8 protein-coding genes and 1 pseudogene are annotated in these 12,673 nt (G+C 68.8%); 4 read left to right on the forward strand and 5 right to left on the reverse strand.

The genetic code is table 11. The features are described from left to right. Window positions 1–72 precede the first annotated feature (72 nt). Both KHF85_RS07810 and dapE read left to right on the forward strand, forming a co-directional pair. A complete protein-coding gene (locus KHF85_RS07810; protein WP_064540192.1) occupies window positions 73–429 on the forward strand; it encodes an arsenate reductase in 357 nt (118 codons plus the stop codon). Window positions 430–593: 164 nt separating this feature from the next. Then, window positions 594–1,721: a succinyl-diaminopimelate desuccinylase gene (gene dapE, locus KHF85_RS07815; RefSeq protein WP_284569138.1), complete on the forward strand. Its 1,128-nt coding sequence runs from the start codon at window positions 594–596 to the stop codon at window positions 1,719–1,721. A gap of 102 nt (window positions 1,722–1,823) precedes the next feature. Here the strand turns inward: dapE and KHF85_RS07820 are convergent, their stop codons facing one another. Beyond that, window positions 1,824–3,029 (reverse strand): aldose 1-epimerase family protein, encoded by a 1,206-nt coding sequence (locus KHF85_RS07820; protein ID WP_284569139.1) that lies wholly within the window; start codon window positions 3,027–3,029, stop codon window positions 1,824–1,826. 574 nt (window positions 3,030–3,603) lie between these two features. On the opposite strand from KHF85_RS07820, the gene asnB reads away from it, so the two are divergent. Further along, window positions 3,604–5,298: an asparagine synthase B gene (gene asnB / locus KHF85_RS07825; protein WP_284569140.1), complete on the forward strand. Its 1,695-nt coding sequence runs from the start codon at window positions 3,604–3,606 to the stop codon at window positions 5,296–5,298. 151 nt (window positions 5,299–5,449) lie between these two features. Here the strand turns inward: asnB and KHF85_RS07830 are convergent, their stop codons facing one another. Both KHF85_RS07830 and KHF85_RS07835 read right to left on the reverse strand, forming a co-directional pair. Then, a complete protein-coding gene (locus tag KHF85_RS07830) occupies window positions 5,450–6,490 on the reverse strand; it encodes a right-handed parallel beta-helix repeat-containing protein (protein WP_284569141.1) in 1,041 nt (346 codons plus the stop codon). Between the two features lie 115 nt (window positions 6,491–6,605). Further along, on the reverse strand, window positions 6,606–8,981 hold the full coding sequence (locus tag KHF85_RS07835) for a penicillin acylase family protein (RefSeq protein ID WP_284569142.1): 2,376 nt from the start codon (window positions 8,979–8,981) through the stop codon (window positions 6,606–6,608). A gap of 210 nt (window positions 8,982–9,191) precedes the next feature. Here KHF85_RS07835 and bfr point away from each other — a divergent pair, with 210 nt between their 5' ends. After that, the gene (bfr, locus tag KHF85_RS07840) at window positions 9,192–9,677 is read left to right on the forward strand and encodes a bacterioferritin (RefSeq protein ID WP_284569143.1); all 486 of its coding nucleotides are present in this window, start codon (window positions 9,192–9,194) and stop codon (window positions 9,675–9,677) included. A 169-nt stretch (window positions 9,678–9,846) separates the two neighbouring features. Here bfr and parC read toward each other — a convergent pair whose 3' ends face one another. Both parC and KHF85_RS07850 read right to left on the reverse strand, forming a co-directional pair. After that, window positions 9,847–12,096, reverse strand: a complete 2,250-nt coding sequence (gene parC, locus KHF85_RS07845; protein ID WP_284569144.1) for a DNA topoisomerase IV subunit A — start codon at window positions 12,094–12,096, stop codon at window positions 9,847–9,849. A gap of 57 nt (window positions 12,097–12,153) precedes the next feature. Continuing rightward, window positions 12,154–12,593: pseudogene (locus KHF85_RS07850) on the reverse strand (helix-turn-helix domain-containing protein); the annotation flags it as partial. Between the last annotated feature and the right edge of the window lie 80 nt (window positions 12,594–12,673).

Below are 12,673 nucleotides of genomic sequence, written 5' to 3' on the forward strand. Positions count from 1 at the left end.
CCTCTCTCCCGCGGGGACTTCCTGCGGTCGCCGTTGGGAGAGGGGCTATATTCGCTCGATGGGACATTTTCGATGACGACGTTGTACGGACTGAAGAACTGCGATACCTGCAAGAAAGCAACCAAGTGGCTGGACCGCTTCGGCGTGGCCTATGCGTTCGTCGATTACCGCGAGCACAAGCCGAGCCCGGAGACTCTGGTCGAATGGGCCGGCAAGGCCGGCGGTTTCGATGCGCTGGTCAACAAATCCTCGACCACCTGGCGGCAGTTGCCGGACAACAAGAAAACGCCCGGCTCCGAGGCCGAATGGAAACTGCTGCTGCGCGAATACCCGCAACTGATCCGGCGGCCGGTGGTGGTCACTGACGATGGCCTGCTCAGCCAGGGTTTCTCGGACAACGGCTTCAAGCAGCGCTTCGGCGTGGGCTGAGCCGGTGGCGCCGCTGTTCGCTCCCTGTATCCCTGTAGGAGCGGCTTCAGCCGCGACCGTATCGCCCGGGACTTCATCGAAACCCGGATCAAGCGCAGTGGCCGGCATGCCTGGCACCCTCCGTTCCTGTCGCGGCTGAAGCCGCTCCTACAGTGATTTCTGCCATGACCGATATTGTTGACCTCACCTGCGCATTGATCGCCCGCCCGTCGGTGACGCCCGACGACGCCGGTTGCCAGGAACTGATCGCGCAGCGGCTGGCGCGGGCCGGCTTCGCCATCGAGCCGCTGCGCTTCGGCGACGTCGACAACCTGTGGGCCACGCATGGCAGCGGCGCGCCGGTGCTGGCGCTGCTCGGCCATACCGATGTGGTGCCGCCGGGGCCGCGCGAGGCCTGGGCCAGCGATCCGTTCGTGCCGCAGATCCGCGACGGCGTGCTGTACGGCCGCGGCGCCGCCGACATGAAGAGCGGGGTGGCCGCGTTCGTGGTCGCCGCCGAGCAGTTCGCCGCCGCCCATCCGGAGCATCCCGGCACGCTGGCGCTGCTGCTGACCTCCGACGAGGAAGGCGACGCGCTGGACGGCGTGCGCAAGGTCGCCGAGACCTTCCGCGCGCGCGGCCAACGCATCGACTGGTGCATCACCGGCGAGCCGTCCTCCACCGAACGGCTCGGCGACCTGTTGCGGGTCGGCCGCCGCGGCAGCCTGTCGGCCACGCTGCTGGTGAAAGGCGTGCAGGGCCACGTCGCCTATCCGCACAAGGCGCGCAACCCGATCCATCTGGCCGCACCGGCGCTGGCCGAGCTGGTCGCGCGGCATTGGGACGACGGTTACGAGAGTTTCCCGCCGACCAGCCTGCAGATCTCCAACCTGCATGCCGGTACCGGCGCCAACAACGTGATCCCCGGCGAGCTGCAGGTGGCCTTCAACCTGCGCTACAACCCGCACTGGGACGCGCCGCGGCTGGAAGCGGAGATCGCCGCGCTGCTCGATCGCCACGGCCTGGACTACACGCTGCGCTGGCACCGCAGCGGCGAGCCGTTCTACACCCCGGAAGGGCGCCTGCGCAGTGTCGCGCGCGCGGTGCTGGGGGACTTCGCCGGCGCGGCGCCGGAAGAGAGTACCGGCGGCGGTACCTCCGACGCGCGCTTCATCGCACCGCTCGGCGCGCAGTGCATCGAGGTCGGCCCGGTCAACGCCAGCATCCACCAGGTGGACGAGCACGTGCGCGTCGCCGACCTGGAGGCGCTGCCAGGGCTGTATCTGGCATTGCTGGAGCAGCTGTTGCAGTGAACCTTCGGGGCGGCCGCCTGGGGCGGCCGCGGTTACCGTTGCGATCGCGCCGGACGCTCGCGGCCGCAACAGGCGGCGCCGCCCGCCTGCGCCTGGCCGCGCTTATTCCTTGGCCATCGGCGTCGGCGTCAAGGTCGTGGCACGGCCTCCCTGGATCGCCGTCACGCGCTGTTCCGCATCGCGCACCTGCGCCCGATCGGCGAGCAGGGTGTAGGTCAGTTCGAAGTCTGCATGCTGTCCTGGCTGCAGCTGCTTCACCCGGCCCTGCGCGCGTTCGATCGTCACCGGGTAGGCATAGCTGGTGCCAGGTTCGATTCCGGTGACATAGCCCTTTTTTTCGGTATCGGTGTTCTTCCACAAGGTCAGCACCGGCAACTGCTGGGTGTCGAAGGCGATGGACACGCCCTTGTCGCCGGCACGATTGACCAAGGCGGCCAAGGTCTTGCCGGCGCTGTCCGCATAGGGAGCGATGTTGAACACCTGCTCGTCGAAGCCGCGGGTCGGCCCCTGGTAGCGTTGCCATGCGTCCAGGCCGGCCTTGGCGTAGTCGTTGAACGGGGACACCTCCCGCGCCGGCGCCAGCAGGCGTGCGCCTTGTTCGAGAATCGGCCGCCCGAAGTTGCTGTGGTAGATGATCTGGTAGTCCTGGGCATAGTCGCCGGCGTTGCTCAGCACGTCGTGGATGGTGAACGCGTTGCTGCCCGGGACGTAGCGCAATTCGGTCCAGGTTTCGAGTTGCGACTTCTTGAAGCTGCGCTCCTTGAGCAGCCCACGCACGCTGATCGCATACGGCGCGTGCTCGTCGATGTCCACGATCACCTTGGAGGCGGGCGTATTGCCGGCGCGGCCATGCAGGGTATACAGCATGCCTTGCGCGGTGACCGGATGGCCGGTCCATTCATAGCCGCAACGCACCAGCATCTCGTTGAAGCCTTCCAGCCAGCCCAGGCCGTTACGGCTTTCCAGGGTGATGCTATTCGGATTGACCACCTCGTCCACCGGGGAGTCCCAGCCCAGGCGTACGCCCTTGCCGGTGACGTGCAACAGGCCCATGCCGCGGGTCGGGCTCAGCACGATGACCAGGCCGTCCTCGCTGCGGATGGTGATGATCTTGCTGCCTTCCTGGCGGCCACCGTGCAGCACGCTCTGTTCGATGCTGAAGGGGTGCTCATGGATTCCCAGCGCCTGGCTGTCGATGCGCCAGTCGCCTTGCGCCTGGTTGGCCTGCGTGTCGGTCAACACGATGCTGCGTGCCGCCGCCGTGGTGGGCAGCAGCAGCGCCGCGGCCCAGATCAGACATGTTTTCATCTCTTGGCTACTCTGGAGTTGCGGCCGGGGCATGGGACGCGACGGTCCTTGGCCACGGCGTGAAGGGCAAGCAGACGCGACGTTGCGCACGCGCCTTGCCGGTTGCCGCAAAACGGCGTGCGCGAGTCTAGCAAGCGCAGTGCCGCCAGTTGCTGCGAGCCCCATGCGCTGGCTGCATTGGCTACGGCATGCACCGCGCGTCGGCGCTGCTCCTGCCTGGGTCGCCGCTGTGCAGGCGGGCGGGTGTTCATCGTTGCCCTTGAAACAGTTGCGCCATTGCGCCGGCCGGGTTACGTTCGCCGCATGATCTCCATGTCCGCCCTCCGCCCGATCCACGCCAACGGCCGCAATAATGCGCTGGCGAACAATCGTGCGCGGCCGATGCGGGTCTGCGACTAGGCGCTACCGAAACACCGCGTCCAGTCTCCAGGAAACCCGCATCGGCCGATGCGGGTTTTTTTATGTGTGAGATTTTTTGTGAAATTTTTCCCCGCATCGCGCTGCCGGCCGGCAACCGCTGCAGACCATCGCCGCAACGACCTGTTACCCCCACACACCATCCAGGAGCTTTTCCATGTGTTCGATCTTCGGCATCTTCGGCCTGCAACCCGGCGACGACCTGCAGGCGCTGCGCCGGCAGGCGCTGGACTGCTCGCAGCGGCAGCGCCATCGCGGTCCGGACTGGAGCGGCGTGTATGTCGACGACGGCGCGATCCTGGTGCATGAGCGCCTGGCCATCGTCGATCCGGCCGGCGGCTCGCAGCCGTTGCTGTCCGCAGACGGGCAACTGGCGCTGGCGGTGAACGGCGAGATCTACAACCACCGCGAACTGAAGCAGCAGCTGACCCAGCCCTACGCGTTCCAGACCGGCTCGGATTGCGAAGTGATCAATGCGCTGTACCGCGAGGAGACGCCGGCCGCGCTGCTCAACCGGCTCAACGGCATCTTCGCCTTCGCGCTGTGGGACAAGGCCGCCGGGCGCGTGCTGATCGCGCGCGACCCGATGGGCGTGTGTCCGCTGTACTGGGGCCACGACCAGCAGGGCCGGCTGCGCGTGGCTTCGGAGATGAAGTCGCTGGCCGACAGCTGCGCCGACGTCGCCCAGTTTCCGCCGGGCCATTACTACGACAGCGCCAGCGGCGAACTGCAGCAGTACTACCGCAAGCCGTGGCGCGACTACGCCGCGGTGCAGGGCGTGCAGGTGAGCAAGCAGGAACTGCGCGAGGCGTTCGAGCGCGCCGTGCACCGCCAGCTGATGACCGACGTGCCGTACGGCGTGCTGCTGTCCGGCGGCCTGGATTCGTCGCTGGTGGCGGCGGTGGCGGCGCGTTTCGCGCGCAAGCGCATCGAGGACAACGACCAGGCCGAGGCCTGGTGGCCGCGCCTGCATTCGTTCGCGATCGGCCTGAAGGGTTCGCCCGACCTGGCCGCCGCGGCGATCGCCGCCGCGTCGCTGGGCACCGTGCACCACGGCTTCGAGTACACCTTCGAGGAAGGCCTGGACGCGTTGCCGGAGGTGATCCGGCACATCGAGACCTACGACGTCACCACCATCCGCGCGTCCACGCCGATGTTCCTGCTGGCGCGGCGGATCAAGGCGATGGGAGTGAAGATGGTGCTGTCCGGCGAGGGCAGCGACGAGATCTTCGGCGGCTACCTGTACTTCCACAAGGCGCCGAACGCGCGCGAGTTCCACGAGGAGCTGATCCGCAAGCTCGACGCGCTCTACAACTACGACTGCCTGCGCGCCAACAAGTCGATGATGGCCTGGGGCGTGGAGCCGCGCGTGCCGTTCCTGGACGTGGAGTTCCTGGACGTGGCGATGCGCATGGACGCGCAGTACAAGATGATCGACAAGACCAGCGGCGGCGCCACGCGCATGGAAAAGGGCGTGTTGCGCGAGGCGTTCGAAGGCTATCTGCCCGATTCGATCCTGTGGCGGCAGAAGGAGCAGTTCAGCGACGGCGTCGGCTACGGCTGGATCGACGGGCTCAAGGCGCACGCCGAGGCGCAGGTCAGCGACCGCGAACTGGCCGCGGCCGACAAGCGCTTCCCGGTCAACCCGCCGCAGACCAAGGAAGCCTATTACTACCGCACGCTGTTCGAGCGCGCGTTCCCCACGCCGGCCGCGGCCGAGACCGTGCCCGGCGGCAAGTCGATCGCCTGCTCCTCGCCGGCGGCGATCGCCTGGGACGCGAGCTTCGCCAACGCCGCCGACCCGTCCGGCCGCGCGGTGGCCGGGGTCCACGAGCAAGCCTTGGCTTCGTGAGCCGGCGCGTCCCCGTCGGCAATGGCCGGCGGGGTCGGGACCAGGGACCAGGGACCGGGGACCGGAAGAACGGAAGTCGGTAGAGCTTCAGATCGCCTTATCGCGCTTTTCCGGGCCCGGGTCCCCGGTCCCCGGTCCCGAATCCAGGCAGCTATTCGAACCGCATGCAGCGCCCATAACGCTCCGGCTGGATGTCCACGCCGGAGGCGTCGGCCTGGTTGTTCTTGCGCCACACGTTCTGGCGGAAGTCCGGACCGCTGCAGTTGGCGGCGCGGTCCACGCCGATCGTGTAGGTGTAGGGGTTGCCCTGGAAGGTGTTGTTCTCGAAGGTGTTGTCCTGGCTCATGCTGTTGTCCCAGCACAGGATCTCCGGGGTGCGCTGGCGGATCGAGCAGGCCAGGTAGATGCCGGCGCCCTTGTTGCCGGTGAACTGGTTGCCGACGAACTGGTTGCGCCGCGCATCGGCCAGGTACACGCCCTGGCTGCCGTTGCGCTCCAGGCGGTTGTTGCGGATCTCGCTGTCTTCCAGGTGCTCGGTGGTGATGCCGGCGGCGACGTTGTCGTGGATGTAGTTGTCGATCAGCTTGACCTTGGACGTGCGGTTGAACGACACCCCGTCCCAGATCGCGCCGGACACGTCGTTGCGCTCGATCAGCAGGTCGCGGCTGTCGTATTCGCTGAGCAGGCAGGCGCTGCGGCACTTGCTCACGCGCAGCCCGGACAGGCGGATGTTCTGGCCGGCGCGCACCACCACCAGGCTGTTGCTCAGGTACGGGCGCTCGGGCATGAATTCCTTGTCGGCACTGCCGCCGACGATCTGCAACTGTTCGACCACGACATCGCGGATCGGCCGCTGCGGGCGCTCGTTCTGGTAGTCGCCGACCACGATGACCGGCTGCTGCACGCCGTCCTGCATGCGCAGCACGGTGGCGTCGCCCTGGCCGCGCAGGCGCAGGCCGTCGCGCTGCAGCGATAGCAGCTTGGTCACGTGGAAATCGCCGGCGGTCAGGCACACCGTGGCCGGCTTGCCGTCGTTGGGTACGCGATCGACCGCGGCTTGCAGGTCGTCGCCCGGTTCGGCGCGCACGCTGCAGTCGGTGGCAGCAGAGGCGGGTGCGGCGGCGGTGGCGCAACCGCTCGACAGGCAGGCGGCGAGCGGTAACAACAGGGCGAGCAGGGGACGGGAATTCATTGGGGGACAGGCTCCGCTTGGGGGGAGGGAAGGACGCGGCGATCGGCCGCAGGCGCCGCGCAACGCTGGCGACACGGCGTGCAGTACCGTGCGCGGGTGGCGCGGTAATCGCTCATTATCGCGCAGGTGGCCGTAAGCTCAGCGTGTAGCGCGCCGGGCCGGGCAGGAACGGCGAGGCGCGGCCTTGCACCCAGTCGTCGTGGCCGGCCCCCCAGAACGGCGACAGCGGATGCTCGCTCTGGCCGCCGGGCATGTGCGTGATGCCGTCGGCCTCGTGGCCGGGCGCGACCACCATGCGCTCGGAGGCGCCGAAGTCCGGCCGCTGCACCCGCGGCATGTCGTTGTCGCCGGGCAAGCCCTCGGTCGGCATGCACAACCAGCGCCGCAGCACTCCCGGCAGCGAGCGCGCCAGCGGATGGCAGACCGCGGCGGTGTTCTGTTCGCCCCAATGGCGCTGCGGCAACGGCGCGTCCTGGTCGGGTTGGTCGCGCACTTCGGTGGCGGCATCTTCCAGCAAGGCCTGCCAGCTGGCGTAGCGGCGCGGCAGCAGATGCGGCGGCTGCTGCTGCAGCATCGGCCAGGCCACCGCTTCCAGCTGCGGCAACGGCGGCATGGCGTAATCGGTGCCGAGCGCGGCGCGGGCCGGCGCGATCAGGCCGTCGCGGATCCGGGTCAGCAGCGCCAGGCGCCAGGCGCGCACCAGCCGGTAACTCACCGAGTCGGTGCTGGCGCGGCCTTCCCAGTGCTTGCTGGCCTGCGCCAGCGCGTGCAACGCCGGCGTGGCGGCGGCGCCGTCGCGTTGCTGCAGCAATCTCCACCAGCGTTGCAGCAGCAAGGCGCGGTCGTCGAGCTGGATCGCCAGCAACTGGCGTTCGTCCAGTTGCGGATGCAGGCGCAGGTCGTCGCGGATCTGCTGCGCGCGCGCGCCCAGCGCGTAGCCGCCGTCGCCGAGTACGGCCAATTCGTCGCCGCCGACGACGCGCGCATTGGCGGTCCACAGTTGCCCGTCGGCAGGATCGATCCGCTGCGGCGAATGCGCCGTGGAGATCGGCCACGGCGCGCAGCGCTGCGCTGCCGGCACCGCCGCGCTGACGTCGTGGACCAGGGCGTCGCTGCGGCAGTTGGGTCCGCGCAGCGGCAGCGCGCCGAGCACGCGCCAGCCGATATGTCCGGCGCTGTCGGCCAGCAGCATGTTCTGCGCCGGCGTGGCGATGCGCTGCGCGCTGGCGAAGGCGCTGGCGAGGGAATCGGCGCGGGCCAGGTCGGCCAGGCCCAGGTTCAGCGCGCCGGGCAGCTGCGCCACCCAGCGTTGCGCCAATGCCGTGCCGTCCGGCTCGTGCTGCAGGATCGGGCCGTAGACGGTGTCTTCCACGTCCAGCGCGACATCCAGGCCGCCGGCCACCTTGATCCGCTCGCGGTGGTGGACGACCGCGGTGCAGCCGGGCTGCGGCGTCGCCGCGCACGGCGTCAAGCGGTACCAGTCGCTGCTGTCGGCGTAGCTGTTGGTGAAGCCCCAGGCGACGTGGCCGTTGCTGCCGACGATCACCGCCGGCAGGCCCGGCAGCGAAAAGCCGGTGATGTCCACGCGCCCGCCGGGCGCCTGCGCGTCGGCGTAGCGCAGCCGCACCCGGAACCACAGGCTGGGCGCCCCCAGCTGCAGATGCATGTCGTTGGCGACGATGGCCCGGCCGTCGGCGCTGCGGCTGCCGGCGATGGCCCAGTTGTTGCTGCCGGGGGCGGCATGGTCTGCGGTGCCGGCGTCGCGCGGGGCATCGGGCAGGGTGCGCAGGTCGACCTGGCTGGCGTCGGGCAGCGTGGCGTCGCCGCGCGCCGGCGCGTCCAGCGCCGCGTCCCAACTGCTGCCGTCGTGACGCAGCAGCGCGAACAGCGGCGCCGGCAGGTGCTGCTGCAGCCGGTACAGCGACAGTTCGCGGCCGAGCTGGCGGCCTTGCAGATCGAAATACATCGCGTCGCCGGCCAGCACCGAATCCACCGGCTGCCAGTCGCGCGGCGCCTTGACCAGCAGCAGATAGGGCCACGGCCGCACCCGCAGCGCGTGCAGGCCGTTGTTGACGCCGGCGCTGTAGGCCTGCAGCGCCGCGGCATGGCTGCCGCCGAAGCTGGCCAGTTGCGCGGCGGCGTGCGCGCGCAGGCGGTGCATGCGCCGCTGCTTGTCCACCCCGAGCGTGGCGTTGCCGACCAACTCCGACAGTTCGCCGGCGGCGGCACGGCGCATCAGGTCCATCTGGAAGTAGCGTTCCTGCGCATGCACGTAGCCGAGCGCGCGCATCGCATCGGCCTCGTTGCCGGCGTCGATGGTGACCGTGCCCAGCGCGTCGCGCTGGATCTGCACCGGTGCCGCCAGCCCGTCCAAGTCGGCCTGGCCGTCGAGCGTGGCCAGGCTGCCGCGCAGCAGCAGCCACATCGCCAGCAGCAGGCCGATCGCCAGCGCCGCCAGCCACAGCATCCCTCGTTTCCACTTGCTCTGCATCCAAGCATCTCCACCGGCCAATGCCCGATTTTAGACGCGACTGCGTGTCGTTCTTGCGTACATCCGGCGGGCGCTCGCGTGCGGTTGGGGCGTGGTCAGCTTCGCCTGCGCCGCTGCGCCGATGGAATCGGGATGCTAATGATTCCGATTGGAACGCGGGCCGCGCGGCTCGGGCACTATGGCGGCCTTAGTTGAGACGGAGCCTGCCCCATGAAGGGACATCCTGAAGTTGTGCAATGCCTGATCGCATTGCTGCGCGGCGAACTCGCCGCACGCGACCAGTATTTCATCCACTCGCGGCGCTACGAGGACCAGGGCCTGCAGGCGCTGTACACGCGGATCAACCACGAGATGGAAGAGGAGACCGAGCACGCCGACGCGCTGCTGCGGCGCATCCTGTTCCTGGAAGGCGACCCGGACATGCGCCCGCACGCGTTCGAACCCGGACGCACGGTCGAAGAGATGCTGGAAAAAGACCTGAAGGTCGAATACGAAGTGCGCGCGAACCTGGCCGCCGCCATGAAGCTGTGCGAGCAGCACGGCGACTACGTCAGCCGCGACATCCTGCTCAAGCAGCTGCAGGACACCGAAGAAGACCATGCCTGGTGGCTGGAACAGCAACTGGGCCTGATCAAGCGGCTGGGCATGGCGCTGTATCAGACTTCGAAGATCGGTGGGAGTGGGGTGGGGGAGTAACGGGACTCGGGACTCGGGACTCGGGACTCGGGACTCGGGACTCGGGACTCGGTAGAGCCTACCGCTCACCGCCGATGGATGGCGAGGCAAAAAAAATCGGCCCGAAAGGGCCGATTTGCTGTTCGCTGTTGCGAGTCCCGAGTCCCGAGTCCCGAGTCCCGGCCCCACCTCACTCCACCGCCAGATCATCCACCTTCTGCCACCCGCGCGGCAGCAGCCCGCCGCGGCTGGCGCGCGCGCCGAGGTAGGCGTCCAGGTCCTTGAACGACAGCGACATGGTGCGCTGCCCGCTCTTCACCAGTAGCGTGTTGCCCGGCGCGACCGCGGCGATCGCCACCACCCGCTCGGTGCCGAGCTTGGCCTTGGGGATGTCGATGATCTTGTTGCCCTTGCCCTTGCCCTTGTCCAGCTCGGGCAGGTCGGCAAGCGGGAACGCCAGCAGGTGGCCGGCGCTGGTCACCGCGACGATGCGGTCGGTCTCGGCGTTGCCGACCGAGGCCGGCGGCAGCACCTTGGCGTTCGGGGTCAGGTTGAGCATCGCCTTGCCGGCCTTGTTGCGGCTGGTCAGGTTCTCGAAGCGGGTGACGAAGCCGTAGCCGTGCGAGGACGCCAGCACCAGCCGGCTGTCGTTCTCGCCGCTGGCCATGGCCTGGAACGACGCGCCGGAGGCCGGGGAGAAACGCCCGGTCAGCGGCTCGCCGTTGCCGCGCGCCGAGGGCAGCGAATGCGCCAGGGTGGAGTAGGCGCGGCCTTCTGAATCCAGGAACGCCACCTGCTGCGTGCTGCGCCCGCGCAGCGCGGCCAATAGGCTGTCGCCGTCGCGGTAGGACAGGCCGGCCGGGTCCACGTCGTGGCCCTTGGCCGCACGGATCCAGCCCTTCTCCGACATCACGATGGTCATCGGTTCGCTCGGCACCAGCTCGGTCTCGTCGATCGCCTGCGCCGCGCCGCGCTGCACCAGCGGCGAGCGCCGCGCGTCGCCGAACTTCCTGGCGTCGGCGACCAGCTCGTCCTTGATCATCTTCTTCAGCTTGGTCTTGCTGGCCAGCACCGCCTGCAGCTGTTCGCGCTCCTTGGCCAGCGCGTCCTGCTCGCCGCGGATCTTCATTTCTTCCAGCCGCGCCAGCTGGCGCAGGCGGGTTTCCAGGATGTAGTCGGCCTGTTCCTCGCTGAGCGCGAAGCGCGCGATCAGCGCCGGCTTGGGCTCGTCCTCGCTGCGGATGATGCGGATCACTTCGTCCAGGTTGAGGAACGCGACCAGCAGGCCTTCCAACAGGTGCAGGCGGCGCTCGACCTTCTCCAGCCGATGGTTGAGCCGGCGCACCACGGTGTCGCTGCGGAAGCGCAGCCATTCCTCGAGCAGGGTCTTGAGGTTCTTGACCTGCGGGCGGCCGTCCAGGCCGATCACGTTGAGGTTGACCCGGTAGCTGCGCTCCAGGTCGGTGGTCACGAACAGGTGGCCCATCAGCTGCTCGGCGTCGACCCGGTTGGAGCGCGGCACCAGCACCACTCGCACCGGATTGGCGTGGTCGGACTCGTCGCGGATGTCTTCCAGCCACGGCAGCTTCTTGGCGCGCATCTGCTGCGCGATCTGCTCGATCACCTTCGACGGCGACACCTGGTAGGGCAGCGCGGTGATCACGATGTTGGCGTGTTCCTTCTGGAAGGTGGCGCGCGCGCGCACGCTGCCGTGGCCGGTCTCGTAGATCGCGCGCAGGTCGGCGGCCGGGGTGATGATCTCGGCGGTGGTCGGGTAGTCCGGGCCGCGCACGTGTTCGCACAGGTCGGCGACGCTGGCGTCGGGATCGTCGAGCAGGCGGATCAGCGCGCTGACGATCTCGTTGAGGTTGTGCGGCGGCACGTCGGTGGCCATGCCCACGGCGATGCCGGTGGTGCCGTTGAGCAGCAGGTGCGGCAGCCGCGCCGGCATCCAGGTCGGCTCGTCCATGGTGCCGTCGAAGTTCGGCGACCAGTCCACCGTGCCCTGGCCGAGTTCGCCGAGCAGCACTTCGGCGATCGGTGTCAGCTTGGATTCGGTGTAGCGCATCGCCGCGAACGACTTCGGGTCGTCGGTGGAGCCGAAGTTGCCCTGGCCCTCGATCAGCGGGTAGCGGTAGGAGAACGGCTGCGCCATCAGCACCAGCGCCTCGTAGCAGGCGCTGTCGCCATGCGGGTGGTATTTGCCGATCACGTCGCCGACGGTGCGCGCGGACTTCTTCGGCTTGGCCCCGGCATTCAGGCCCAGCTCGCTCATCGCGTAGATGATGCGCCGCTGCACCGGTTTCAGGCCGTCGCCCAGGAACGGCAGGGCGCGGTCCAGCACCACGTACATGGAGTAGTCGAGATAGGCGCGTTCGGCGTATTCGCGCAGCGGCAGCTGTTCGAAACCATGGAAGGCGGGGCGGGCGAGATCGGTCATGCGCGGGGAATACCTGTAGGGGAACGCGGCGGCGGGCGCCGCAGGTCAGCCGGTCGATTATCCGGATGCGGCCGGCGATGCCAAGCTGCGCGTCGCGCCGGCACCGCCGGCAGCGGCCGGATCGCGTGCCGGAGGATGGCCGCAATGGCCGCGCAAGGCGGTGACGAGGGCGCTGGGGCGGCTGTAGCCGAGCCGGTGCGCGGCATCGGCGACGCTGGCGCCGTCGTTCAGCCGCCGCAGTGCCTCGGCAGCCGCGCCTGCTGCCGGCAGCAGGCGAAGCTGAGCCCGGCCTCCTCGCGCAACTGCCGGCTCAGGCTGCGCGGGGGACAGTCCGGCCCACTTTGCCCACTACGACAGGCAGCGGCCATCGGCAGGGGGGCGAGCAATTGCGCGGTGATCCGCGGCAGGCGCCGGTCGCTGCGGTTCGGCAGGGGCAGGCGATCGAGCGGCGCCCGGCGCAGTGCGTCCAGCAGCACTGCGCAGATCCGCTGTTGGTCCGCGTTCAGGGAGGGTGGCGACGCCAGCGTTGCGTGGCTGCAACACAGTATTTACTTATTTCTGCGATATTTTCTTGACA

This window comes from Xanthomonas graminis pv. graminis (genome assembly GCF_030168915.1).
Classification (GTDB): Bacteria; Pseudomonadota; Gammaproteobacteria; order Xanthomonadales; family Xanthomonadaceae; genus Xanthomonas_A; species Xanthomonas_A translucens.

Bases quoted from the DNA above. Each gene is read 5' to 3' on its own strand.
- KHF85_RS07810 (WP_064540192.1), top strand. From the start codon at position 73: ATGACGACGTTGTACGGACTGAAGAACTGCGATACCTGCAAGAAAGCA.
- dapE (WP_284569138.1), top strand. From the start codon at position 594: ATGACCGATATTGTTGACCTCACCTGCGCATTGATCGCCCGCCCGTCG.
- KHF85_RS07820 (WP_284569139.1), bottom strand. From the start codon at position 3,029: ATGAAAACATGTCTGATCTGGGCCGCGGCGCTGCTGCTGCCCACCACG.
- asnB (WP_284569140.1), top strand. From the start codon at position 3,604: ATGTGTTCGATCTTCGGCATCTTCGGCCTGCAACCCGGCGACGACCTG.
- KHF85_RS07830 (WP_284569141.1), bottom strand. From the start codon at position 6,490: ATGAATTCCCGTCCCCTGCTCGCCCTGTTGTTACCGCTCGCCGCCTGC.
- KHF85_RS07835 (WP_284569142.1), bottom strand. From the start codon at position 8,981: ATGCAGAGCAAGTGGAAACGAGGGATGCTGTGGCTGGCGGCGCTGGCG.
- bfr (WP_284569143.1), top strand. From the start codon at position 9,192: ATGAAGGGACATCCTGAAGTTGTGCAATGCCTGATCGCATTGCTGCGC.
- parC (WP_284569144.1), bottom strand. From the start codon at position 12,096: ATGACCGATCTCGCCCGCCCCGCCTTCCATGGTTTCGAACAGCTGCCG.